General features: G+C 65.2%; 28 protein-coding genes. 17 read left to right on the forward strand and 11 right to left on the reverse strand.

What is annotated here, in order from left to right:
• From Q0071_RS01500 to Q0071_RS01535, 8 genes are all read right to left on the reverse strand, one after another.
• The coding region (locus Q0071_RS01500) for a hypothetical protein (RefSeq protein ID WP_298164516.1) at positions 1–564 on the reverse strand (564 nt) is incomplete at its 3' end.
• Between the two features lie 42 nt (positions 565–606).
• Positions 607–990 (reverse strand): hypothetical protein, encoded by a 384-nt coding sequence (locus Q0071_RS01505; RefSeq protein ID WP_298164519.1) that lies wholly within the window; start codon positions 988–990, stop codon positions 607–609.
• Positions 987–1,229, reverse strand: coding sequence for a hypothetical protein (locus Q0071_RS01510; protein ID WP_298164522.1), 243 nt, complete (start codon positions 1,227–1,229; stop codon positions 987–989). The genes Q0071_RS01505 and Q0071_RS01510 overlap by 4 nt, the downstream gene beginning before the upstream one ends.
• A complete protein-coding gene (locus Q0071_RS01515) occupies positions 1,226–1,573 on the reverse strand; it encodes a hypothetical protein (protein WP_298164524.1) in 348 nt (115 codons plus the stop codon). Before Q0071_RS01515 ends, Q0071_RS01510 begins: the two co-directional genes overlap by 4 nt.
• The gene (locus Q0071_RS01520) at positions 1,566–1,871 is read right to left on the reverse strand and encodes a hypothetical protein (protein ID WP_298164527.1); all 306 of its coding nucleotides are present in this window, start codon (positions 1,869–1,871) and stop codon (positions 1,566–1,568) included. Before Q0071_RS01520 ends, Q0071_RS01515 begins: the two co-directional genes overlap by 8 nt.
• A 120-nt stretch (positions 1,872–1,991) precedes the next feature.
• The gene (locus tag Q0071_RS01525; RefSeq protein WP_298164530.1) at positions 1,992–2,174 is read right to left on the reverse strand and encodes a hypothetical protein; all 183 of its coding nucleotides are present in this window, start codon (positions 2,172–2,174) and stop codon (positions 1,992–1,994) included.
• On the reverse strand, positions 2,171–2,623 hold the full coding sequence (locus Q0071_RS01530; protein ID WP_298164532.1) for a hypothetical protein: 453 nt from the start codon (positions 2,621–2,623) through the stop codon (positions 2,171–2,173). Before Q0071_RS01530 ends, Q0071_RS01525 begins: the two co-directional genes overlap by 4 nt.
• Positions 2,624–2,710: 87 nt before the next feature.
• The gene (locus Q0071_RS01535) at positions 2,711–3,070 is read right to left on the reverse strand and encodes a helix-turn-helix transcriptional regulator (RefSeq protein ID WP_298164534.1); all 360 of its coding nucleotides are present in this window, start codon (positions 3,068–3,070) and stop codon (positions 2,711–2,713) included.
• A 95-nt stretch (positions 3,071–3,165) separates the two neighbouring features.
• Here Q0071_RS01535 and Q0071_RS01540 point away from each other — a divergent pair, with 95 nt between their 5' ends.
• From Q0071_RS01540 to Q0071_RS01550, 3 genes are read left to right on the forward strand one after another with little or no spacing between them, the layout of a single operon-like run.
• Positions 3,166–3,432, forward strand: a complete 267-nt coding sequence (locus Q0071_RS01540) for a helix-turn-helix transcriptional regulator (RefSeq protein WP_298164537.1) — start codon at positions 3,166–3,168, stop codon at positions 3,430–3,432.
• Positions 3,432–4,715: a hypothetical protein gene (locus tag Q0071_RS01545; RefSeq protein WP_298164540.1), complete on the forward strand. Its 1,284-nt coding sequence runs from the start codon at positions 3,432–3,434 to the stop codon at positions 4,713–4,715. Before Q0071_RS01540 ends, Q0071_RS01545 begins: the two co-directional genes overlap by 1 nt.
• Positions 4,712–6,781: a hypothetical protein gene (locus Q0071_RS01550; RefSeq protein ID WP_298164543.1), complete on the forward strand. Its 2,070-nt coding sequence runs from the start codon at positions 4,712–4,714 to the stop codon at positions 6,779–6,781. Before Q0071_RS01545 ends, Q0071_RS01550 begins: the two co-directional genes overlap by 4 nt.
• A 171-nt stretch (positions 6,782–6,952) precedes the next feature.
• Here Q0071_RS01550 and Q0071_RS01555 read toward each other — a convergent pair whose 3' ends face one another.
• The 3 genes from Q0071_RS01555 to Q0071_RS01565 are packed head-to-tail and all read right to left on the reverse strand — an operon-like array spanning position 6,953 to position 8,083.
• Positions 6,953–7,090, reverse strand: a complete 138-nt coding sequence (locus Q0071_RS01555; protein WP_298164545.1) for a hypothetical protein — start codon at positions 7,088–7,090, stop codon at positions 6,953–6,955.
• A 16-nt stretch (positions 7,091–7,106) separates the two neighbouring features.
• Positions 7,107–7,295: a hypothetical protein gene (locus Q0071_RS01560; protein WP_298164548.1), complete on the reverse strand. Its 189-nt coding sequence runs from the start codon at positions 7,293–7,295 to the stop codon at positions 7,107–7,109.
• Positions 7,292–8,083: a BRO family protein gene (locus Q0071_RS01565; protein ID WP_298164551.1), complete on the reverse strand. Its 792-nt coding sequence runs from the start codon at positions 8,081–8,083 to the stop codon at positions 7,292–7,294. Before Q0071_RS01565 ends, Q0071_RS01560 begins: the two co-directional genes overlap by 4 nt.
• Before the next feature lie 264 nt (positions 8,084–8,347).
• Between Q0071_RS01565 and Q0071_RS01570 the strand changes: the two genes are divergently transcribed.
• The 14 genes from Q0071_RS01570 to Q0071_RS01635 all read left to right on the forward strand — a co-directional run bounded on the left by Q0071_RS01570 (position 8,348) and on the right by Q0071_RS01635 (position 22,119).
• Entirely contained in the window at positions 8,348–8,707 is a 360-nt protein-coding gene (locus tag Q0071_RS01570; RefSeq protein WP_298164554.1) for a hypothetical protein, read from the forward strand.
• Positions 8,708–10,078: 1,371 nt separating this feature from the next.
• On the forward strand, positions 10,079–10,690 hold the full coding sequence (locus tag Q0071_RS01575) for a hypothetical protein (RefSeq protein WP_298164557.1): 612 nt from the start codon (positions 10,079–10,081) through the stop codon (positions 10,688–10,690).
• Positions 10,687–12,243: a hypothetical protein gene (locus Q0071_RS01580; protein WP_298164560.1), complete on the forward strand. Its 1,557-nt coding sequence runs from the start codon at positions 10,687–10,689 to the stop codon at positions 12,241–12,243. Before Q0071_RS01575 ends, Q0071_RS01580 begins: the two co-directional genes overlap by 4 nt.
• Positions 12,243–12,497 carry a hypothetical protein gene (locus Q0071_RS01585; protein WP_298164564.1) on the forward strand — a complete coding sequence of 85 codons (255 nt, stop codon included), beginning with the start codon at positions 12,243–12,245 and terminating at the stop codon, positions 12,495–12,497. Before Q0071_RS01580 ends, Q0071_RS01585 begins: the two co-directional genes overlap by 1 nt.
• 32 nt (positions 12,498–12,529) lie before the next feature.
• Positions 12,530–13,471 (forward strand): hypothetical protein, encoded by a 942-nt coding sequence (locus tag Q0071_RS01590; RefSeq protein ID WP_298164566.1) that lies wholly within the window; start codon positions 12,530–12,532, stop codon positions 13,469–13,471.
• A gap of 65 nt (positions 13,472–13,536) precedes the next feature.
• The gene (locus tag Q0071_RS01595; protein WP_298164714.1) at positions 13,537–15,204 is read left to right on the forward strand and encodes a portal protein; all 1,668 of its coding nucleotides are present in this window, start codon (positions 13,537–13,539) and stop codon (positions 15,202–15,204) included.
• A complete protein-coding gene (locus tag Q0071_RS01600) occupies positions 15,194–15,565 on the forward strand; it encodes a hypothetical protein (RefSeq protein WP_298164569.1) in 372 nt (123 codons plus the stop codon). The genes Q0071_RS01595 and Q0071_RS01600 overlap by 11 nt, the downstream gene beginning before the upstream one ends.
• Positions 15,562–16,410 carry a hypothetical protein gene (locus tag Q0071_RS01605; RefSeq protein WP_298164571.1) on the forward strand — a complete coding sequence of 283 codons (849 nt, stop codon included), beginning with the start codon at positions 15,562–15,564 and terminating at the stop codon, positions 16,408–16,410. Before Q0071_RS01600 ends, Q0071_RS01605 begins: the two co-directional genes overlap by 4 nt.
• A 318-nt stretch (positions 16,411–16,728) precedes the next feature.
• Complete coding sequence (locus Q0071_RS01610) at positions 16,729–17,673, forward strand: phage capsid protein (RefSeq protein ID WP_298164573.1); 945 nt, start codon at positions 16,729–16,731, stop codon at positions 17,671–17,673.
• A 74-nt stretch (positions 17,674–17,747) separates the two neighbouring features.
• Entirely contained in the window at positions 17,748–18,203 is a 456-nt protein-coding gene (locus Q0071_RS01615) for a hypothetical protein (RefSeq protein ID WP_298164575.1), read from the forward strand.
• A 102-nt stretch (positions 18,204–18,305) separates the two neighbouring features.
• On the forward strand, positions 18,306–18,938 hold the full coding sequence (locus Q0071_RS01620; protein WP_298164577.1) for a hypothetical protein: 633 nt from the start codon (positions 18,306–18,308) through the stop codon (positions 18,936–18,938).
• A gap of 6 nt (positions 18,939–18,944) precedes the next feature.
• Positions 18,945–21,152 (forward strand): hypothetical protein, encoded by a 2,208-nt coding sequence (locus Q0071_RS01625; protein ID WP_298164579.1) that lies wholly within the window; start codon positions 18,945–18,947, stop codon positions 21,150–21,152.
• Positions 21,149–21,625, forward strand: coding sequence for a hypothetical protein (locus Q0071_RS01630; RefSeq protein WP_298164581.1), 477 nt, complete (start codon positions 21,149–21,151; stop codon positions 21,623–21,625). The genes Q0071_RS01625 and Q0071_RS01630 overlap by 4 nt, the downstream gene beginning before the upstream one ends.
• On the forward strand, positions 21,622–22,119 hold the full coding sequence (locus Q0071_RS01635; protein ID WP_298164583.1) for a hypothetical protein: 498 nt from the start codon (positions 21,622–21,624) through the stop codon (positions 22,117–22,119). The genes Q0071_RS01630 and Q0071_RS01635 overlap by 4 nt, the downstream gene beginning before the upstream one ends.

Genomic DNA, 22,119 nt, shown 5'->3' on the forward strand with positions numbered 1-22,119 from the left:
CCTCGCCGCCGCCGCCCTCGCCGCCCACGCCGCCGCCCTCGCCGCCGCCTCCGCCGCCCTCGCCGCCGCCTCCGCCGCCTCCGCCGCCGCCGCCGCCTCCGCCAGCCCTCGCCCGGACTTCAGGGCGGCGCAAACTTGCTCGCAGGCGGCGGTGACTTTGGGCCAGTAATCGGGCGCGGGCTGGCCCTGATGAGCCTTGGTGGCATGCGCCATGGCTTGTTCGACCGTGGCGACCAGAAAGCCCGTGTTGATCCGCGACCATGCGGCGGCATCGAGGACGTGCCAGCGCGCGGCGCGCTCGATCAGTTCGCCGGAAAACCACGCCACGCGATGCGGCGCAATGCCATCATCGATCGCGGGGACAAGCGCGGCGAGCCACAAGGGCATGAGATCGGCGGGGCAATCGCCGCTCGCGTTGATATCAGGGCCGAACGCGGCCAGCGCGCAGACGAGCTCGCGCCCGCTGGCTGCGTTCATCCGCCACTTGCCCTGAATGATCGCGCCATCGGCGTGGTACTTGCGGGCAAGATTGATGCGGTCGGTAATGGTAAGGTTGGCAGCCATGGTGCTCTCCTGTCTGGCTGGTTGGGAAAAAGGCGACCGGGGCTACTTGCGCGTCCGATCAATGTAGCGGGTGCCGCTGTCCATCATGGCGGCGACGAAGGCGACGGGATCGCGGCCAAGCTCTTCGTGGCGTTCGAGCTGAAGCCCGGCGATTTCGGCAATCTGCTGGCGCGCGTAGCGGCAGATTTCCGCATTGCGGGTGCCGGGCTTGGCATGCCGCGTCTTGATCCAGGCGTGCACGAACGTGGCCAGAACCTGCCCATCGCTGACGGTGCTGGCGTGAAACCGGCGGCGGCAGGGATTGGAACAGAAGCGCTTGCCCAGCCCGCGACCGCCGGGGGCGAAAGCCGCGCCGCAGCCGGGGCAGGTGCAGGCCTGTGTCTCGACTTCGCTCGACACGAACGGGTGCGCGGGGGCGGCGTTCATGCCCGCTGCCTTTCGATCAAGTCGGCAACGTGAACGACGTAACCAACGTACAAATCCACGATAGGTCCGCCCTGCTCAAGGCGTCCCTCCTTCCATGCGGCTGAAAGCTGGCGGACCTGCGCAAGCAGCCATGTGTAGCGCTGGGCTTCAAGTATGCGGCCCCAGCCATAGCCAGCGCTAAACCCGCAAGCGCCGCCGAAAAGCCCAACGGCCAGCAGAGCGGCATCCATCGCGTTCATGCGCCCTTCCCCTTGGCGAGGGTGGCGGCGAGCTGGACATTGCTGGCTTCGAGCATTTCGCTTTCGGCAGCATCGGCCATCTTGACCAATTCGGCCGCGAGCAGGCGCGCGCCTTCGGGCGTGAAGGCCTCGTGCAGCATCAGGCGATGGCGCTGGAGCTGGAGCAAGATATGCACCGGGCCGCTGGCCAAGCAGAACAGCGACGTGGCAAAGAACATCGCAGGCAGTGACACCTGCCCGCCGGGCATGCTGGTGACAAAGGGAAGCGGGCTGATCGTGTGATCGGCGGCATCGAGGATGCGGGCATCCTTATCGTTGCACCCCGCGAAGGGATCATCAGCCATGATCGACCTCCCCGCACCTGGCGCGGCGCTCTGCATCGATGCGATCGATCAGGGCGAGGCAGAGGGCGGCGTGCTTCACCACGCGGCGGCGCATCACTTCCAGATCGAGATTGAACTGCGCATCCTCTTCAATCCGGATCGCGCCGCCGTGGAGCTGGCGGGCGAAGTGGTGAAGCGGCAGCCGGGCATCGCTTTCGGGCGTGTGACCGTGGCGGAAAATCTGTTCCGACCGGATGGCCATCACATCTTCCATGGCCTTGACCGGCACGAAATCGGGCGGTGAGAGCGGTTTGGTCATGCGGACACCCACGCAACAAAGCCGGTGATCACCGAGACGGCGACCATGGCGACGAGAAACAAGGCCAGATCGAGCAGATCGGGGCGCGGCTGTTCGGGCGGCATCGGGTGGAGCATGGCGCTATCCCCAGAGACGGAGGGCGGCATCTGCCAGCACCGCGCCGACATAGAGCGCGGCGAAGCTGATAAGCAGCGTGTAGGGCAGAGCGCGCGCAACGCCGGGGGTGAGCAGCGCGGTGGACGGCGGCAGGGGCGGCAGCATTTCCGCATCCCAATCAGCCTGCTGCTGGTGGAGGGCGTTCATGCCTGTTGCTCCCTGCCCTGCCCGGCGAAGCGTTCCGCCAGCATGGCTTCGATGCGGGCGGCGCGATCGGGATTGGCGGCGGCATTCGCAGCGCCGGCATCGGTGCCGGAGTGGCGGGCATCGATCCAGGCATCGACGGCAGCGCGGAGCCATTCGCTTTTCGGGGTGACGGCGGCCGCGCCGGTGACGGGCATGCCTGCGCGCAGCCGCGACGTGACGGGCGCGGGGAAGCCGGAGGCTTGAATGTGCGCGCGGATGTGGTGGACGACCGTGCGGATATCGACCGCCGTGAGCCGGAGCTGGCGGGCGACGTACATGATCCCGCAGAACTGGCCGCGTTGGCCCAGCTCCGTGACGGACTGCGTGACAGGGGGATTGGCTGGTGCGCGAGCCGGATCAGGGCGACGCCATTCGGCGAGATGCGTGACGACTGACTGAGTTCGGGGCATGATAACCTCCGTTCGGGTGAACGGAGGTGTTATGTTCTCGAATTGATTACAAGGTCAAGCGCTAAAATTATCAGATCGATAACACGCCTATGCCGCTCGATCCGAATCAGCCGTTTTTGCCGGATCGGCGAAGGGCACCGGATCGCGCGGTTCGGCAACGCGGTGGATCATATCGCGCTGGAACGGGGTGGCGGCACGATAGGCGCGGACCAGCTCCATCTCCTCTTCCCGAAGGAATGCGTTCTGTTCTTCCTCGAGCAGCAAATCCACGGGCGTGAGACCAAATGCGGTGGCGATGCGTTTCATGTAATCCAGGGTGAGCTGCATGCGGCCGACTTCGAGCGAGCTGATGGTAACCTTGGAGACGCCGACCTTATCGGCCAGCGCCTGCTGCGACAGCTTTGCCGCCATGCGGATTGCGCGGATGCGGTTGGGTGCCTTGTCCATAGGCAGGAGATGAATGACATCACAAACCATGGCTAGACGAGTAAATGATGACGGGGGCTTGTCAATGTGTAATCGAAACCATTACACGAACCATTATGACACATCCTGACAGCATCGATCGCATTGACACGACGGCCGCCCTGTCCTCGCCGGGCATCTGCCACCCGCTGCGTGCCTGGCGCATGGCGCAAGGCCTTTCGCTGGCGCAGGCGGCGGACAAGGTGGGGACGACGCGGCAGGTGTGGCACAACTGGGAGACGGGCAAGCGGCGACCGCGCCCGCGATACATGGCGCGGCTGCGCCAGGTGACGGGCGGCAAGGTGAATGCCGACGTGTTTTACCCGGAAACAGATGCTGCGTGATGGGCCGGGAATTGACCGCAGAGCAGCAGGCCGCCCGCGCGGCCGAGCTGGTGGAGATTCGCCGCCGCCTGAATGACCGGGTGGACGAGCTGGTGCCGATGTATCTGACGGGTGCCCGGCGCGCGGGCCGGTTCTGGGAAGTGGGCAGCCTTGAAGGCGAGCCGGGCCAATCGATGAAGATCAACCGCGACGGGCCGAGGCAAGGCTATTGGACCGCGTTCAAGCTGCAACCGGGCGAGCACGGCCGCAGCGGGCAGATGCTGGACCTGGTTGTCGCCAAGAAATACGGGGGCAATTTCGGCGAGGCGATCAAGGCGCTGCGCCAGAGCCTGGGCCTTGCCAATGTGAGCGATGCCGATCGCGCGCGGTTTGCCCGCGAAGCGGAAGCGCGCGCGGCACAGGCCAAGGCGGACACCAGTGCGGCGGCGCAAAAAAAGCGCAGCCGGGCGCAGGCGCTGTGGCACGGCGCGGTGCCGATCCATGGGACCCCGGCAGAGGCCTATCTGCAATTTCGCGTGCCGAGCTGGCGCGCGCTGGGCGCATGGCCGGGGGCGTTGCGGTATCGCCCGGATGTGGGTTGCCCGGTGCGATCAAGCTATCCGCAGTGGCAGGGATATCCCGCCATGCTGGCGGCGGTGTTTGGCCCCGAGGGCGACATTCTAGCGTGCCACCGGACCTATCTGGACATCAGCGGGTGGGACCATGCGACCCGCACAGGCCGCGTGGTGCAGCACAAGATCGTGCGGCCGGAATGGGAAGAGGTGGACGACTTCGGCGGAGTTCGCCTGATCCGGGGGGAACCGCAAATTCAGGATACCGCTGACCCGGTGCCTGGCAGGATGAAAAGCCACAAGGCGACGCTGGGGCAGTATCACGATGCCGAGAGCGCCGGGCGCGGTGGGTATATCCCGCTGCGCAAGGGCTTTGGCGGCAGGCGGCTGAAGGACATTCCGCCGGGCACGGTCCCGCTGTTTGCCGAAGGGATCGAGGACGCGCTGAATTATGCCGTGCGGGCGATCGAGCAAGGCCGCGACCCGTGGATCGGCGCGGCGGTGAGCCTTTCCAACATGGCCAATGTATGGGTGCCGCCACAGGCGGCGGGCGTCTGCTTCATCGCGGACCGCGATGCTGCGGACAACGAGGCGGCGGCGGCAAGCTTTGAAGCGGCGGTGGCGGCGCACCAGGCGCGGCGGAACGATCCCGATTTCGTGCGCGCGGTGTGGCCATCGCCGGGGTTCAAAGACTTTTCCGATGAAGCGTTTGCGAAGGCCGGGATGGCATGAGCGGCATGGGGGAGGACGAAACCGGGGGCGGTGCAGAACCGCAAGTGCTGCCCGATATGCGCGGGAAGGCGGCGGCGCGGAAAAGCAAACCGCGCGGGGCGAAGGTGGAGCGGGGCGAACCCGATGACATGCGTGATCCGACCGGCGGGGGACTTGGGCCGGATTGCCCGGTGACCTTCCTTGGCGTCAACGGCGGCACGTACTACATGCTGGACTCGCTCTATCAGCTCCGCGACACGAACGCGAAGCTCGACAAGGGTGTGCTCTACGACATCTTCACGCCGGGCTGGATCACGGAAAAATTCCCGATGATGCGCGACGGCCAGCCCGTGCGCGGCAAACTGAACCAGGACGCGGCGCAAAAGGCAGTCATCGCCGCGTGCCAAGCCAAGGGCCGCATCAAGATCGACGACTCCGAGCGCCAGCGTGGCAGCCATGCGAGCCGCAAGGGGGCGCTGATCCTGCATTGCGGGGATCAGCTGATCATTGCGGGGGAGATGCGAGACGGCAAGGTGCGCCCACTCTATCCGCGCGCGCCGGGGCTTTACGAACGGCTGATCTTCCCGCTGGACGACGAGCTGGTGCGCCCCGCCGACGATGCCGCGACGCAGGGCGAGGCCTGGGACTGCCTCGACCATATCAACCGGGGTGGGTGGAACTGGAAAGGGCCGACGCATGTTCGGCTCGATGGCGATCCGACGGACCCGGCTGACAGCGTGGATATCTACGCCTGGCTGGTGTTTGGCTGGGCCATGAGCGCAAAGCTGTGCGGCGCGCTGTTTCGCCGCCCTGCCCTGCTTGTCACCGGCCCGACGCAGCAGGGCAAATCCACCTTGCTGGCGCGGCTGAAAGACCTGATCGGCGAAGGCTGGTTCATCAGCCCCGAAGATCCGAGCGAGGCGGGCATCACGGCCGAGATGGGCAAGGCGCGCATCGCGGTGCTGCTGGACGAGCTGGAGGGCAAGGAAGACGATCCGGGATACATCAAGCGGATGTACAACCTGATGCTGCGAAGCTTTGACGGCGGCGGCAAGCTGCGATCGAGCGCGGACCAGAAGGCGGTGAAGACCGAGCTTTATTCGAGCTTCCAAGGTTCGAGCGTGCTGCCGCCGAAGATGCGGCCGCAGGAGCGCAACCGCATGATCATTGCCGAGATCGGCGTGCGGCTTGATCCATCGCAGCCCTATATCTGCCCGAACTGGTTTGGCGAAATGGGGCCGAAGCTGCACCGCAGGCTTGCCGAGCAATGGCCACGCTATGCCGCGACGCTCAAGGCCTATGAAGGCGAGATGGCGCGGCGGGGCAGCACTGGGCGCGAACGCGACTGCTATGCCACGGCGCTGGCCTGTGCCGACCTGGCGCTGTTCGAGAAAGCCCCGGACGCGGTGAGCGAGGCGGGCAAGGATGCGGACAATCCGGCGCGGGTGAAGGAAATCGTGGCGGCGATCGTGCCGCTGATCGGGACGATGCGGACCGAAAACATCGACCATCCCGAGCGTGCGATGGCGACGCTGCTATCGAGCCACCTGCCGAGCAGCGGGGGCCAAGTGCAGCAGACCGTGGGGCAATGGATCGAGCGCGGCATCATCGCGCTGGGCACCGATGACGAGACGGGGTGGAACCTCGCCCGGACCCAGCTGGCGGCGCACGGCATGCGATTGTGCAACCTGAAGCCGGATCATGCCGCCAGCAAGGCGGGTGTGATCGAGCTGAACGACCTGGGCACGGGATACCTGTGCATCGCCGGGGCAACGCACGAGGGCATGATCAAGATATTCAAGGCGACCGAATTCAACCAGGGGCGCTGGCCGGATGCACTTTCAAGGCTGGTGCACGTGGTGCGCAACAAGGCTGGCCACGAGACTGGGCAGATGCCGGCGATCAAGGGCAAGATACCCAAGATTGGCGGATGGCAGGGGGCGTGCACGCTGATCCCGCTGGCGGCGTTCCTCGACCTGGTGGACCTTACCGAGCAGATCGAAATCGCCATCGCGGCGAAGGACCTGGGCCATGCCGAGGCGGTGCGGCGGATCAGGGAAGAGCGCAAGCGCAAGGGGGGCGAATGAGCGGCGAGCAGCCGGAGGGCGCGGCGGTGCTGCCGATCCGCGACGGGCTCGAGCTGGTGGCCGACGTGCTGAGCCATGATGCGCGCGCGCTGATGGCGCTGGCGGCATGAGAAAGGCCCCGGCGCTTGTAGCGCGCGGGGCCTTGCTGTGGGCTGGTGGGGGTGGATCAGATCAGCGCGCGAGGATATCGGCGCACTCCAGCAGCTCGACGAGCTTGCGGGCCCATGCTTCGGCGTCTTCCTGCTTGCCGCACTGCTTGTAGGCGATGGCCTTGGCGAGAGCTTGGGCGATTTGGCTGCGATCGATCATGTGATGTCCTTTCCGGTCAGTCGTTCGCGGCGGGGGTGATGAGCCGCTGCACGAGGGTGCGCTTGGCGCGGGTGGAGACGTTGCGGATCAGGTGCTCCATCGCATCGCAATCGAGATGGCTTTGCCATGCCATGGTGCGCGCCGCCTGCACGAGCTGCTGCGTGGTATGATCCAGTGCGCCGATGGGGTTGCCGGTGATGGTCACTGGACGATCTCCCCGGCAAGGGCGGGAGCGACGGGTGCGCGCCATGTCCAGCGCTGCGCCTGCCCGAACTTGGTGTTGCGCCAGCTCCACCCGCGCGCGGTGAGGATATCTGCGATGCGGTGCTTGGCGGGGGTATCGGGCGTGCCGATGCCGATGCCATGGCCGATATCGTTATAAGTGAGCCGATCCTTGCCTTCGACCCATGCGAGGAGCGCGGTGACAAGGCCATCTGGGAAGCTGTGCTCCATGGAAGCGGCGGCGAAGTGATCCGGATCGGGCAGGCCGACAGCGGCCCAAATGTTGCGGGCGGCGCGGGTGCCGAAGAGGCGGCGGGCTTCGCGCACCACGGCGACGGCCGCGCTGAGATAGGCGGGATCGAATGCCGGCGCGGCGGGCGCGGCCGGCGTTGGTGGCGGCTCGGCGCCCGGCATGGTGTAGGTGCCGTGCTGGCGCAGGGTGGGGAGGATTTCGCCGGTCAGCACGCGCACGAAGCGCTTTGCCTCGGGCTTGTTGGAGCGGATGACGCACGTCCACATGCCGGACTCGTTGACGATCGAAAGCGACTGCGGCCCGCCGAGCGTTGGCACGGTATGCGTGCTCTTCTGGTCCTCGTCGAGCATGCGGAGCATGTCGTAGGCGTCACGGTAGCCGAGGCAGGTGGCCAGATCGGCGGCAACCCAGTGCGGGTTAGAAAGGGTACGCGTTTCGTGCGTACCCTTTGCCTCGTCATCGAGCATGATGACGCGGACGGGCTTGGTTTCGAAATCGAAGAAGCTGATATCACTCATGGCTGATCGTCCTGTGCGGACGGCCACCAGCTTCCATTCTGGTGGCCGGACGTGACGGGTTGGAAGACCGATCAGCAACGGCAAGGCTTTCGCCTTCCCACCACGCCCGACCATAAGAAAACGCGCTGAGGCCGGGGCCTAGCGCGTTGGTCGCGCTGAATTCGGGCTTCCACTCCCGGCCCGGCGACTTGCCGGACGAGTGGGGGTATACCGTTGGTCGACTCGAACAGCAAGGGGGCGCGGGTGGGGCGGATAGCGACGATCATGGGGCGACCAGTCGGGGTGACGATTGCCGTAATAGCCTTCTACCTCGCACTCGTGCCACTGCCCGGCGTTGAAGAGGCGCTACTGATCGGGGCGGGCCTTGCCTCGATGACGGACCCGCCGATTGCAGTTGCTACGCTTCTCACTGCCGTCATGGCGACGCGATCTTGGCATGTTCTGGTGGGCGCTTCAGTCGCCGCGTTCATATGCGCAGTCGAGCCTAGGCCGCGCTTGGTGCCGATTGAGACGACATTCTACGTCGATATGGTGCTCGGCGCGTGGTGCATGGCTGCTTTACTGGCGGGAGTGGTGGCGCAATTGATTCCGCGCGCGAAAATCAGCGAGGGCGGTGAAGGCTAGCCCGCGCCCGGACCCGCTTCGGTTTCCGTCAAGCACGGATATGGCGCCACGCAGTAGACCTTGCCCTGACGGCGGCAGAGGCAAACCGGGCCGAAGATCCCGGCGGCGCTCACCAGGCGGACGGCCAGAAGACTTAAACCAGCTCGCGCGGACAGCATCGGAGCCCGGCCATAGCCGGGGCCGATGCGGTGCGTCCGCGCTCCACATTCCTTTCTCTCGGCCGAGTTCACCCGGACCCGGTGAAGCGCGCCGCGTCGTCCTGGAGCGGTTAGCGCATCGCTCTCTCTATCCCGGACCCGTACCCATAGGCGGGGATGGCAAGAGGGCTTTGCCGGGCCTGCCGATGGGTCGGGGGGCGGAGATAACCACAAGGCTAACTTGAGGCGCTAACCTATAGGGACGCACAAGGCATTGGGATTGCTTGGGTTTTTGATCACGGTTAGCAGGTTAGCAGGTTAGCGGACTTCTCTATACGCGCGCGATCAGGCGCGCGCGATCGGGCCGGATCGATGGGCTTCGCGGCTCGCATGCGTATTCGGCATGGCAAGGCGCTAACCTGCTAACCTATCGGATTATATCTATAGATTTCCGTAGGTTGTGAGGGCTGGCCGGTTAATCGGGCGCGGTTAGGGCGGTTTCGGGCCTCGCTACCCATTAACCATTTGCGGCGGCTCTGATCCGGGGGATACATATCCGGCCCTATGGCGTCGGACACTCATCTCGCAGCGAATAAACTAGGGGCTGGAAATGCCGGGGCGCTCGGCGTGCGGTCCTCGATGTCGTCCAGACAGGTGTTCGGGGCGGCGGGGGGCGGATTTCTGGGAGGATTTTCCGGCGGCGCGGCCTCGGCCTGGGCGGCATCGAGGAGCTGGGCGGCGCGGATCGGGAACGGCGGTTTTCTGCGGTTTCGGGGTGGGCATGGCCTCGATGTCAGAATGGGCAAGTCAGAACGGAGAGCACAAAGCTTTGATTTGGCTGCATTTTCGGCGCTGCGGGTTCAGCCTGACAGGCTGAATTCGGCCGGTCTGGCCTTCGGCCAGGGGGTGCGCCCCCCTCGCCAACGGCGACCGCTTCCCCTCCCCGTCGCTGACGGCAGGAACCAGATTGGTCAAAAGTTTCCGGATCGGGGCCAGCCCCGCGACAATGGCGCTTGTCAGGCCGAAATGGGCCGTTCGGACGGGCGCGGAGTTCTTCAGACCCTACTGGGGTCGGGGGTGCGGGCGGCACCGAGCGCAGGTGTCAACGGCCAGTCTGGGTGCCGCCCAATATCGCGCCAGAATGCGCGGAAAACTGCGGGTTCGGGTGGGGGATTTGCCCTGTCCTGCGCCAAAGGTGTCAACGTTCTGCGGACGCTAGAATCGGGGGCGGGCAATGTCAACCAGCGGGCTTGACCGGATGCTGACCGAAGCCGCCGGCAGCCCAGCACGGCCGCTGCACGGCATGCCCAGCGCCGAGCAGCTCGACCTGCTGCGCGACGAGAGCGGGAAGTTGCCCAAGGATGTGTTTCAGCTGGCGCGCAAGCGCGGGCGGCCGGAAGGCGCCCGCAACAAGCGTGATCAGGATCTGGCGAAGTACATCGTCCAGGAGTTCGGCGACCCGGTAAATGCCCTTGGCAACGTCATGGCGATGGATTGGCAGAGCCTGCGCGACCTGTGGGTGGCGGCACAGCGCAGCGAGGACAAATCCAAGCCCGTGCGCATCCGGGATGTGGCCGAATTCTGGCTGAAGTGCGTCCAGGAGCTGATGGACCGGGTGCACGGCAAGGCCGTCCAGCGCCTCGAAGTCGACGGCAAGGTGGACGGGTTCATCTTTGCGCCGCAGCTTCTGCCCAAGGGCGCGGTTTCCGATGCCGCGCTGACCGAATTCATGGGCCGGATGAAGGGTGTGGTCCATGCGGACGACATTCGGCTGCTGGAAGCCGAGATCGAGGAGGCCCGCTTCGAGCCGGTGAGCGCGCCGGACGGTTCCGGGGCGGGTGAGTGAGCGCGGCCTTGCCCTATAGCGAGGACGGCGAAAGCAATGTCCTGACGATGGAGCCGGTCGGCCCGATCGCGGACCGCTTCATCAACGATACGAAGCTGATTTCGGCGATCATGGGGCCTTACGGATCGGCCAAGACGACGAGCTGCTTCCAGAAGATCATCAACGCGGCGCTGTGGCAGAAGCCGATGCAGGACGGCGTGCGCCGGATCGCGGTGTGCTGCGTGCGCGCGACCTATTCCCAGCTTGCCACCAACGTGATGCAGGACTGGTTCCGCTGGTTTCCCCAAACCAAGGCCAATTGGAACGGCGAGCTGAACCGGCACGTGGTGCGACGCATGGTGATCGGCATCGGCGAGATCGAAATCACGATGTGGTTTCGCGCCATGGGCGACCTGAAGGCCGAAGAGGTCTTCAAGGGCATGTCGCTGACCGTGCTGTGGCTCAACGAGGTCGATACGCTCGATCCTTCGGTGATCCGCTTCGGCCTGCCCCGCGTGGGCCGCTATCACGGCTCCGTGCATGGCTGGAACGGGGTGATTGCCGACTTCAACGCGCCTGACGTGGACAACTGGACCTATGACCTGCTGGTTGAGGGCAATCTGGGCATTCCCGATGACATGGTGGATGGTTTCCAGCAGCAATTCGGCGACGATTTCGGGATCAATTTTCACCGGCAGCCCGGCGGGCTTAGTCCCCAGGCCGAAAACCTCAAGAACCTGCGCAAGGGTTACTATCAGGGCATGATGCTCACCATGTCGGAGAACGATATCCGGCGGTTCATTCACAACGAATTCGGCGCGGTGCGCGCCGGGCAGCCGGTCTATCCTGAATTCAACGACCGAATGCACATGGCGGAGGGTGCGCTTCAGCCCCTGCCTGACCTGCCGATCCATTTCGGCATCGACGGCGGGCGAACCCCCGCGATCGTGTTTGCGCAAGAGGACATGGGCCAGCTTCGGGTGCTGGACGAGCTGGTGATCTTCGATCCGGCGAAGAACAACGAACTGACCCGCATGGGGCCGACCGCTTTCGGCGAGCTGGCCCGCGAATTCGTGAGCACCGCCTATCCGCGGGCGACGCTGGGCAAGGGGTTTTTCGATCCGGCGGCGGAATGGGGCGAGTATGACGACGAGGGCACGTGGATTGAAATCTTCCTGCGTGCCTTTGGTGGCAGCGCCAAGCCCGGCGGGGAGCCGGGGAACCGGATCGAGCCGCGCCTTGAGGCGGTGCGGGCGCGCCTGAATGCATCGCCGGGCGGGCGGCCCGGCCTGCTGGTGAGCACAACGGCGCGGATGCTGCGGCGCGGCTTCAACAACGGCTACGTGATCGAGCGCATCCAGACATCGGCCGGTGGCCGCTTCCGCGATCTGCCGACCAAGAACGACTTCAGCCATGTGCAGGATGCTCTGCAATACCTGTGCCTTGGTTTGGCCAAGAAAGGCCGCGTGATCACTGACATGGATGCGCGGCGCGATGCGCGGCGGGTTGCCGGGGGGCAGGTTTCATACTCGAAGCAGGTGGCGCAGCTGCGCGGGCCGGAGAGGAGACACTGATGGCGTTTCTGGCGGCAATCGTTCCGGCCCTTTTTGCAACGGCGGCGACAGTGGGTGTGTCGAAGGCGCTTTCTGGCGGGGCCGGGCAGCAGCAGGCTCCGCAGGTGGCGACGCGCAACGACGCGCTCGAGCGCGCGGCGGCGGCGGACAGCCTGGCGCGGCGCACCGGTGCGCGCGGGCAGAAAAAGACGCCTGTGGGCGGGGCCGAAGCCTCGACCGGGCCGAAGACGAGTTTGCTGGGGCGTTCGGCCTGAAGGCCCCGATTTGACCGCAAAGGAACACGACGATGGCACGGCTGAAGACCCTGAAGGATGGCGATGAAACGGCAGCGCAGGATGCGGTGGCGGGCGACCTTGCACCGGAAACCGCGCCGGAGGGCGAGGCGATTGCGCCTGCCGAAGAAGCGGCCCCGGAGGCAGTGAGCGATGCGCCCGCGATCGATGAAGCGAGCGAGTTTGCGGTGACTGCGGCTCAAACTGTCTCGACTTCGCCCGACACGATCGGGGGGGCTGAGGGTGTCTCGACTGCCGGTCAAGGATCGGCAGTTCATCCTGAGCCTGCCGAAGGGCTCGACACGAACGGTGCGGCGGAGCCTGAAACCGTTGCCATTGATCCGATTGCAGTGGCGCAGGCTGCGGCTTCAGATGCGCTGGCACGCGTTGATGATGTCCAAGCCGAATATCTGGCGCAGAGCGACAAGCTGGCGGCCGCGAATGCGCAGGTGGCGAGCCTGACCGATGACCTGAAGGACCGCGAGGCGCGGATCGATGCGCTGACCGCGACGCTGGCGCAGCGCGATGCGCAGATTGCGGCGCTGGGGGCTGCGCCGCCTGCCCCGGTGGCGGAAACGACCATCAAGCGGCCCAAGGTGGGCAAGGCGCTGAAGCTGCCGGAAGAGGGCGAATATGCCAAGTGGGGCGATGTTTCGGACCTGCTCGATGCCGGGGACCTGACGGTTCTGGTGCTGGCGGACGACAACGGCGTGGTCCAGCCCTATCCGGCTGTGATCGGCGGAAAGGCCCTGTTCACGCCGCAGGCCAGCTCGCTGCTCTTTGGCGGCATGATCCAGCTTGAACCCGAAATGGACCAGGTGACGCTGCGCTTTGCGGTGCTGCTCGATGCCGGGGGCAAGGTGCTTTCGGTGTGCCGGCTTGGCGCGTTGCTGATCGGTGGCGGCGGGCTTTCCGCGATGATCCCGGGCAACAATCTGCGGTTCAGCTTCGGCTGAGGGGGCGTGGTGGAGGAGTCTGGCGCTCCTCCACCATTGCGCGACGGTTTCAGGAAAGGGTGACCATGTACAGCGGTGAGGCGATCATCAAGCGGCAGGACCGGATGGCGGCGGGCCAGACCGCGATCCGTGAGCTGCGGCAGGAAGTGGCCGAATTGATCCTGCCGCGCATGGCGAAGTTCTATTGCCTCGGCCAGTACGGCGATGTGCAGCGAAGCATCGTTACCGCCGTGTTCGACGAATATGCCCAGCAGAAATTCGAGGAAGGCGTCTCGATCGCGATGGGCCTTTCCAACCCTTCGGGCCAGATTTGGCAGCGCTGGACGCTGGACGACGATGACCTGATGAAGCTTCAGCACGTGGCGCTGTGGGTAGAGAGCAAGAACCGCCTGCTCCAGCAGCTGCGCAGCGACCCGAAATCGGGCTTTACCGACCATCTGGGCGAAGGCTGGGCGAGCCTGCTGGCCTTTGCCATGCAATCGAGCTGGGTAGATATCAGGCGCGACATCATGGGCCGCCCGATCGGGTTTTCCTATCAGAGCGAGTTCATCGGCCAGATCTATGTGGAAGAGAACGCCGAAGGGCTGCCGATCCGCACGCACAACAAGTTCACCCTGACGGCCCGCCAGGCATGGGACAAGTGGGGGCCGGAAAGCCCCGAAGTGGTGAAACGCCATATCAGCAAGCAGGGCGGCACCGGGGACGACGAGAAGGTGGAATTCATCCACGCGATCTATCCGAATACCGAATACGATCCCGATCGGATCGATCATCTGGGCAAGCCCTGGCGCGGGTGCCTTGTCGCCCTGGAAGGCAAGGAGCTATTCAAGGAAGGCGGCTACGTCGCCGCCCCGCGCGTGGTGAGCCGCTTCGCCAAGGGCCTCAACGGACCCTATGGCCACTGCGCCGCGTTTCAGGTGCTCCCCTCTGTCCGCCAGTGCGAGATGATGATGGTGGATATGACCGAAACCGCCGAGCAGAAGGCGGGGCCGACGATGCTGGCCCATGACGACATGCTTGATTACGGCATCCGCTATGCCCCGCGCGAAGTGATCATGGGGGGGCTTGGCAGCCGCTATGAAGAGCGGATCAAGGCACTGTTCAACCCGGCCGACAACACCGAAGCCGAGCGGCTGCTGGAGCTGCGGCACAGCTACATCGACCGCGCGTTCTATGCCCACCTGCTGCAAATCAATCAGGACCTGAAAAGCCATGTGACCGATGGCCAGATCATGGAGCGCAAGGCCGATGCCGGCGTGCTGCTGACCCCGCTGGCGCGGCAGGAGAACGAATGGTTCTCCCCCGAGCTGGACCGCGAGCTGGCGCTGATGGACGAGCTGGGCCTGATGGACGACGAACCCGGCGAAGTGCGCGAGGCGCGCGAAGCGGGCATGGGGATCAAGGCGGTCTATGACAATGGCGTAACCAGATCGCAGGGCGCGGCCGGCGTGGGCGCGCTGCTCGACATGGAGCGGTTCTTTGCGCCGACCTTCCAGAACGATCCCGAGACCTACCAGACGTACAAGCAATACTTCCCGTTCGAGAAGCGGCTGAAGTTCGTGGCGGAAAACACATCGGTGCCGGTTTCGATCATGAGCACCGAAGAAGAGCGCGCGGCGATCAAGCAGCAGCACGATCAGCAGAACCAGGAGCAGCAGTTCCTGGCCGCCGTGCCGGAGCTGGCGAAGGCATCGAAGGACCTGGCCGGGGCGGTGCCTCCCAATGTCGCCTGACTACGGCGAGAGCCCGGACCTGATCGAGCTGCGCGCAAAAATGGCGGCATCGCGCCAGAAGCGGCGCACCCTGCCCGGCATGGGCGGAATCCAGCGACGCAGGGCGCTGCGCGAAGTGCACGAGGCCTATCGCGAGGTGTTCTATCCGGACGGAGCTACGCTTTCGCGCGCAGGCGCAATCGTACTTGACGATTTAGCGCAGGCGGCGGGGCTGGGCGCGGCCTCTGCCCTGACCGATCATGCCGAACTTTGCGTGCTGGAGGGCAAGCGGCGGCTGATGCTGCACCTGCTGGCGCGCTTTCGCCTCATCCCGGCCGAGAAAGCCAAATCCCTGCAAACTGAACTGGAGAACCAACGATGAGTGACGTTGACCCCATCGCCCCCGCCGCCGATCCGGCCCCGGCTGCCGATCCCGCGCCTGCTTCCCCGCTGGGCCGGGCGGACCCAGCCCCGGCCGCCGATCCTGCTGCCGATCCCGGCGCGAAGGCGTGGATGGACAGCTTGCCCGATGACCTGAAGGGCGACAAGACGCTGGCGCGGTTCAAATCGGTGGAGGAGCTGGCGGCAGGGCTGGTGGAGCGCCAGAAGATGCTGGGGAACCGCATCGAGCTGCCCAAGGCCGACGATCCCGACAGCTTCGAGCGCTTTGCCGCTGCCGTCCGGCCGGAGAAGGCGGAAGACTACAAGATCGAGGTTCCTGAAGGGCAGGATGCGACTTTTGCTGAATCGATGCGGCCCGTGTTCCACAAGGCCGGGCTGCATCCGGCGCAGGCGGAATTGCTGGTGGCTGCGAACAACGCCTATGTCGCCGAGCAGCAGGCTGCGTTGCAGGCGGCTGCGCAGCGCGAGCTGGCCGATCTGGAAGCGGGCATGGGCAAGGCGGAGTTTGCAGCCGCCAAGGCCGCGACCAATTCCTGGCTGACGCGCATGGGCATCCCGGTGAAGTTCGATACCGACCTTGCCCGCTTGGTCGACGCGGGCAATTCGGTGCGCATCCTGTTCGACATCGCGCGCCGCACGGGCGAGATGGGCAAGGTGGATGATACCGAAATGGCCATGGCGCTGGGCACCATGACGCCGGAACAGGCCAAGGCGGCGGCGGCGAAGCTCCCGGCGGACAAGCTGCGCAACCCGAACAGCGCCGAAAGCAAGAAGCTGGACGAATATGCAAAGATCATCGCGGCGGGCAGTTCGCGAAGGGGTTAACCCTTCGCGGGTTTTGGTGGCTCTGCTTCGCTTCGCTCCGCAACCGCGCGGACGGCACTGAGATAATCCTGCTTGACTTTGTTATCGATTCGATAAACTTCTAGGGCGTTCCGATCGGGCTGAAGCACCCTGCCCCCCGGCCCGATCGGAACGACCCGGACACCCTGCCAGATGGCGGCCCCGGTGCTTCCCCGCAAAAGACGCGGGCGTTCACGCGGCACGTGAGTCGCCAGTCCGGCCCGGCCCTGCGGCGACGCACGGGGCGATACCCCTGACGAAAATTTCGCATGTTGTGAAACTTTTGCCAGGAGAAAGACTGTGGGAGTCCCTTTTGAAAATTGGCCCGAGAACGATCGGACCATTGCCTATTCGCTGAAGGTCACCAACGAGCTTAACCAGATTCCGGGGAAGTTCACCCAGCTGTTCGACGAGAGCAACAGCGGCCAGTGCAGCGGCACGATCAAGATCCTCGAAGACCGCTTCGATATCATCAATCTCGAAACGCAGAACAACCGCGCCGACGATACCAACTATGTCGACATCGGCAACGTTCGCCGTGCGATCCGCAAGCGCAAGCCTGCCGATGCGGCGGTGCTGGTGGGCCGCCATGACATTCAGGCGACCGATGTCAACATTGAGGCTGTGCCGCCCAAGAGCCTCGCGGACGCCGCGCGCCGGTATCACGACGACGCGTTCTTCGATCCGCTCGGCGGGTTCTATGGCAACGCCTATACCGGCGAATATGGCCAGACGGCAGTGCCCTTCACCCCCGGCAACATCATCCCACACGGCGGCGCGGGCATCACGAAAGCCAAGCTGCAGGCGCTGATGAAGCTGTTCAACGACAACGACGTGGACACCGAGACCGAAGAGCCGATCCTGTTCATCGACAACCAGGGCGTGATCGACCTTCAGAACATCACCGAATTCGCCAACTGGGAATACAGCGAGGACCGCCCGCTGGCGCGCGGTGAATTCGCTGCCGGGCGCGGGTTCCTCGGCTTCCGCTACATCCGCTGCAACATGCTTTCGGCGCGCGCCTATCCTTCGGCTCCGGGCACGATCGTGCCGGCAGCCGGGCAGATTGCGTTGCCGGCGTTCGTGCCCAGCGGCCTCTATCGCGGCATCTGGACCGAGTTTTTCTACCGCCAGGGCGAGAACCCCGGAAAGAAGCACCAGATGCAGCAGTATGCGGAAGCCTGCTCGGCGATCACTCGGGTCGACGAGAAGAAGTGCTTCCAGTTGGTCTGCAACGGCCGGTGATCAATCTGACGGCCCTTCGGCAAGCTCAAGGTGAGCGGGTTTAGGGGCCGTCAAAAGCTTTCAGGAGAACGATCATGGCCGACCGTACCGGCAAATTTCTGACCAACGTGTACACGGGGACCAAGGGGCAGCAGGCCCCTGGCCACAGCAACAATGCAGGCATTCGGCGCAACCGCGAAGTGTTCCTGACCGACGACGGCGGCGCGAATGCCATCGGCACCACGCTGGTGATCGGTGCACTGCGCGGCGGCGATGTGCCTGACTGGGTGGATCTCACGGCGGGCACTGTTTCGATGGCGGGCGTGAGCTTTTCCGTGGGCACGCGCGCCAACCCCACCAAGTATAGCGCGGCGGTGGCAGGCCCGGCGGCCGGCGCAACCGTGCGCATCAAGCTGCTCGACTTCAACGACATCGGCCTGAACACCGTGCCGTTTTCGACCGAAGAACTGGTGCTGACTACCAGCGTTGCCGTGATCCCGGTGACCGCTGGCGGCAAGCTTCAGGTGGATACGTACTACAGCCATAAGTGAGCACACCCGCGCTCATTGGGCTGAAACTACGCCCGCCGCGTGCCGGGGTCTTGATCTCGGGCTGGACACGCGGCGGGTGCTTTCTTGGTGGGAGAGTGAAGCGTGGCTGATATCGTGACTTCGCAGACCCGCATCGCCAACCGCGCGCTGATCCTGCTGGGGACGGTGACGCGGATCATCTCGATCGATGATCCTGCTCCGCTGGCGCGCCAGCTGGCCGACCTGTGGCACGAAAGCCGCCGCGCCGCGATCGTGTGCCATCCGTGGAATTTTGCGCTGTTTCGTGCGCTGCTGAACGAGACGGGCGACGCGCCCGCGTTTGGCTATACCCGTCGCTTCAAGCTGCCTGCCGATTGCCTGCGCTGGTTGCCGCCGCCGCGCGACGACGATGCCTTCTTCGAGGGCGTGGAAGAGGGCGGCCATATTCTGACCAATACGGCCGCACCGCTGCCGTTTCGCGGGATTCGCGACGTGGAGGACGTGGGGGCCTGGCCAGCGCATTTTCAGGTGTTCATGGCCTATCAACTGGCGTTGGACCTGGCCGACGCGGCAACGCAGTTTGCCAGCAAGGCGCAGGACATGGCGCAGATGCGCGAGGCTGCGCTGGAGGAGGCCAAGAAGCTGGACGGCCTGGCATCGGGCGAGCGCACCACAGGCAATGCCCGCTATCTTTCGCGCTGGAACCGCGCGCGGCGTGAACGGGCATGGGGCAGCTATCCGAGCTGGGGGCGGTAAGGCACGATGTCTCTCGTCACCCCGCTGCAATCCAACTTCACCGGCGGCGAGCTTTCGCCGTTCATGCTTGGCCGAATCGACCACGAAGTGTGGAAGGTTTCCTCGCTTGAAGTGACCGGGTGGGTGCCGCGCCCGCAAGGCCCGTTGGAGGCCTGCCCCGGTTTTGAATACGTGGAGGCGGCGGCAGGCCCCTGCCGCTTGATCCCGTTCGAGCCGTATCTCACGCAGGCCTACCAGATCGAAATGTCTGCCCTGAAGTTTCGCTTTTATACGAACGACGTGCGGATCGAGACAGTGGGCGTGCCGGTGGAGCTGGCGCATCCCTATACGCTGCCGCAGGTGAAGGCGCTGGATTACACGTTTTCACCCGATGGGGACACGATGTGGTTCTGGCACCGCGACGTGGCACCCAACCAGCTTTTCCGCACCGGGGCGACGACATTCACGTTGCAGAGCTTTGCATTCCAGAACGGGCCGTTCGAGGACCGCAATGCGGACAAGACGCGGACCGTGCAGGCGAGCGCGAGCAGCGGCGCGGTGACGCTGGTGGCCAATCAGCCGCTGTTCGATCCGGGCGACGTGGGTGGCCTGTTTGAAATGGAGTTCATCGACCTTTCCACCATTCCGCATTGGATGGTGGGCATGACGGTGACGGCGGGGATGCGCGTGGTCAGTGTCAACGGCAAGGTCTATCAGCATAGCTCCGGTACCATCACGGGATCGGTTGCGCCGACGCACAACGAGGGCACGCAGTACGACGGGATCAATGGCAACGATGTGAACGCCAAAGGCCCCTATGGCTGCGCCTGGACCTACCTTTACAGCGCGATCGGGCGGCTGAAGATCACTGCCTATACCGACAGCACGCATGTGACCGCGACGGTGACCCAGGACCTTGCATCGACCAACGCGACCTGGCGCTGGCGCTTTGGCGCGTTCAGCCCCAAGCGGGGCTGGCCGCAGCACGGCGCGATCATTCAGGACCGGCTGATCCTTTCCAAGGACAACGTGCGCTATGCGAGCCAGATCGGGCTGTACGATGACTTCGACCGCTTCAACGAGAACGGCGATATCGGCGACGATCAGGCGTTCATTTCCCCGCTGACCGACCCCAACGAAATCGCATGGATGCAATCGGGCAACAACCTGTTCACCGGCGGTGCGCGCGAGGAAGGCGTGATGCAGCAGAGCAGCGCCGCGCGCGGGATCGCGCCGGGCAACATCCGCAACACGGTGAATTCGCGGCGCGGCAGCGCCGTGGTGCGGCCGGTGGACCTCGACGGCAAGCCGGTGTTCCTCCAGCGCAACCGGCGCAAGGTGCTGCGGGTGACCGATACGACTTACGAGCGGCTCGGCGTGGAAGACATGACCCGCTATGCCGACCATATCGGCAACAGCCCGATCGTGGAGATGGCCAAGCAGAGTGAGCCAATGCCGCTGCTGTGGAGCGTGCACGAGGACGGCATGCTGAAGGGCTGCCTGCTGATGCCGGAGGAAGCCATCCTTGGGTGGTTCAACCGGCCGCTGGGTGGCGGCATGCTGGCCCGATCCATTTCCGCCTGCACCGCCCCCGATGGCACGCGCGAGGATCTGTGGATCGCGGCGGAAACGCCGGACGGCGCGTGGTTCGTGATGAAAATGGCGCCGTTTCGCAATGCCGGCGAATATGACGAAAACGGGATCATGTGCGATGCGGCGCTGACCTATGACGGGCCGCCGGCCAGTGTCTTCACGGCGGCGCATCTGGCTGGCAAGACGGTGGAAATCATCGCTGATGGCGCAGTGCTGGGCACGTTCACGCTGGACGGCACGGGCACGGTGGACCTTTCGGGCTATGGCGACGACGGCGCATTCAGCAAAGTGATGCTGGGCCTGCCCTATGCCTGCCGCTGGCGTTCGCTGCCCCCGGAGGCGGGGGGCGATAATGGCCCTGCGATGTTCAAGATCGGCCGCACGGCCAAAGTGTGGCTTCGCGTGCAGAACAGCCTTGGCCTTCGCGTGACGGTGGATGGCGCTGCCAATTCGGCAAGGGACGTGGAAAGCCAGACGACGGACAGCCCGCTGGACGTGGCGCTGCCGTTCCTGACGCAGGATATCCCGCTGGATACCGTCGGCGATTACGACGGGCTCAACGTGATCGAGGTCGAGCGCACGGCGGCCAAGCAATCGACCATTCTGGCAGTGATGCAGCAGGTGAAGAAGGCGGGCGGATGATCAAGGGGCGCGCCCTGAGCGGCGGCATGCTGCGGGTGCCTTTCGAGGCGCGGCATCTGAGCATGATCGAGGTGCAGCCGGAGCAGGCGAACGACTGGCCGGACTGCGCGGCGCGCGACGCGCGTGCGGAGGCCTTTGCTGCCGAAGAGCATTGCTGGACCTTTGCCAATCCGGAGCGCGACCGCGTGCTGGCATGCTTTGGCATGGTGCGCAGCCATGCCGAATATCTGACGGCCTGGGCGGTGATGAGCGAGCTGGGCACGGCGCGGCTTGCCCATGTGACGCGCTGGTGCCGCGCCTATATCGCCGCCATGCCGGAACGGCGCATCGATGTGACGGTGCGGCGCGGCTTTGCCAATGGCCACCAGTGGGCGCGGCTGCTGGGGCTGGGCTTCGAGGGGTGGCATTACCGCTTCTGCCCCGATGGGGAGGACATGGCCGTGTACGCGCGAATCGACGGGAGGCCTGTATGAGCGCGGGATTGCTGGGGGCTGTGCAGCTGGTGGGCGGCGTGGCCGGGCCGATCATCGGCGGCATGGAGCAGAGCGGCACCTTGCGGGCGCAGGCGCGGATGGACCGCGAGAATGCGAACCGCACCGAATTTCAGGGCGAGCTGGACGCCTGGCAGACGGCGCGCGACGCGAGGCTGGCGCAGGGCGCTGGCCTTGCCATGGCGGCGGCGGACGGCAACCCGGTGGGCACGGGCACTGTGGCCGATCTGGTTGAGCAGGCGGCGCTGGAGCGCGAGCTGGAGATTGCCAACCTGCGATCCAAGGCGCGGGGCGAGGCCTATAACCTGCGGGTGCGCGCGGGGCAGGCCGACCGGCAGGCGCGGGGGGCGCTGGTGAAGGGCTTTCTTGGCGGCGCGGTGGGCTATGCCGCCACGAAACACGATCAGCGGAACGGGCAGATGCTGCTTGAAATGAACAAGCGCAACAATGCCAGCATCCTGAACAGGAACGGGTGA

The organism is Novosphingobium sp., assembly GCF_027486195.1.
Taxonomy (GTDB): Bacteria; Pseudomonadota; Alphaproteobacteria; order Sphingomonadales; family Sphingomonadaceae; genus Novosphingobium.

What these genes read in the sequence shown, in the direction of transcription:
- Q0071_RS01505 (WP_298164519.1), bottom strand. Translation starts at nt 990, where the DNA reads ATGAACGCCGCCCCCGCGCACCCGTTCGTGTCGAGCGAAGTCGAGACA.
- Q0071_RS01550 (WP_298164543.1), top strand. Translation starts at nt 4,712, where the DNA reads ATGAGCGGCATGGGGGAGGACGAAACCGGGGGCGGTGCAGAACCGCAA.
- Q0071_RS01555 (WP_298164545.1), bottom strand. Translation starts at nt 7,090, where the DNA reads ATGATCGATCGCAGCCAAATCGCCCAAGCTCTCGCCAAGGCCATCGCC.
- Q0071_RS01525 (WP_298164530.1), bottom strand. Translation starts at nt 2,174, where the DNA reads ATGAACGCCCTCCACCAGCAGCAGGCTGATTGGGATGCGGAAATGCTG.
- Q0071_RS01625 (WP_298164579.1), top strand. Translation starts at nt 18,945, where the DNA reads ATGTCTCTCGTCACCCCGCTGCAATCCAACTTCACCGGCGGCGAGCTT.
- Q0071_RS01605 (WP_298164571.1), top strand. Translation starts at nt 15,562, where the DNA reads ATGAGTGACGTTGACCCCATCGCCCCCGCCGCCGATCCGGCCCCGGCT.
- Q0071_RS01565 (WP_298164551.1), bottom strand. Translation starts at nt 8,083, where the DNA reads ATGAGTGATATCAGCTTCTTCGATTTCGAAACCAAGCCCGTCCGCGTC.
- Q0071_RS01615 (WP_298164575.1), top strand. Translation starts at nt 17,748, where the DNA reads ATGGCCGACCGTACCGGCAAATTTCTGACCAACGTGTACACGGGGACC.
- Q0071_RS01570 (WP_298164554.1), top strand. Translation starts at nt 8,348, where the DNA reads ATGGGGCGACCAGTCGGGGTGACGATTGCCGTAATAGCCTTCTACCTC.
- Q0071_RS01635 (WP_298164583.1), top strand. Translation starts at nt 21,622, where the DNA reads ATGAGCGCGGGATTGCTGGGGGCTGTGCAGCTGGTGGGCGGCGTGGCC.
- Q0071_RS01520 (WP_298164527.1), bottom strand. Translation starts at nt 1,871, where the DNA reads ATGACCAAACCGCTCTCACCGCCCGATTTCGTGCCGGTCAAGGCCATG.
- Q0071_RS01545 (WP_298164540.1), top strand. Translation starts at nt 3,432, where the DNA reads ATGGGCCGGGAATTGACCGCAGAGCAGCAGGCCGCCCGCGCGGCCGAG.
- Q0071_RS01530 (WP_298164532.1), bottom strand. Translation starts at nt 2,623, where the DNA reads ATGCCCCGAACTCAGTCAGTCGTCACGCATCTCGCCGAATGGCGTCGC.
- Q0071_RS01630 (WP_298164581.1), top strand. Translation starts at nt 21,149, where the DNA reads ATGATCAAGGGGCGCGCCCTGAGCGGCGGCATGCTGCGGGTGCCTTTC.
- Q0071_RS01515 (WP_298164524.1), bottom strand. Translation starts at nt 1,573, where the DNA reads ATGGCTGATGATCCCTTCGCGGGGTGCAACGATAAGGATGCCCGCATC.
- Q0071_RS01510 (WP_298164522.1), bottom strand. Translation starts at nt 1,229, where the DNA reads ATGAACGCGATGGATGCCGCTCTGCTGGCCGTTGGGCTTTTCGGCGGC.
- Q0071_RS01600 (WP_298164569.1), top strand. Translation starts at nt 15,194, where the DNA reads ATGTCGCCTGACTACGGCGAGAGCCCGGACCTGATCGAGCTGCGCGCA.
- Q0071_RS01575 (WP_298164557.1), top strand. Translation starts at nt 10,079, where the DNA reads ATGTCAACCAGCGGGCTTGACCGGATGCTGACCGAAGCCGCCGGCAGC.
- Q0071_RS01590 (WP_298164566.1), top strand. Translation starts at nt 12,530, where the DNA reads ATGGCACGGCTGAAGACCCTGAAGGATGGCGATGAAACGGCAGCGCAG.
- Q0071_RS01535 (WP_298164534.1), bottom strand. Translation starts at nt 3,070, where the DNA reads ATGGACAAGGCACCCAACCGCATCCGCGCAATCCGCATGGCGGCAAAG.
- Q0071_RS01585 (WP_298164564.1), top strand. Translation starts at nt 12,243, where the DNA reads ATGGCGTTTCTGGCGGCAATCGTTCCGGCCCTTTTTGCAACGGCGGCG.
- Q0071_RS01540 (WP_298164537.1), top strand. Translation starts at nt 3,166, where the DNA reads ATGACACATCCTGACAGCATCGATCGCATTGACACGACGGCCGCCCTG.
- Q0071_RS01595 (WP_298164714.1), top strand. Translation starts at nt 13,537, where the DNA reads ATGTACAGCGGTGAGGCGATCATCAAGCGGCAGGACCGGATGGCGGCG.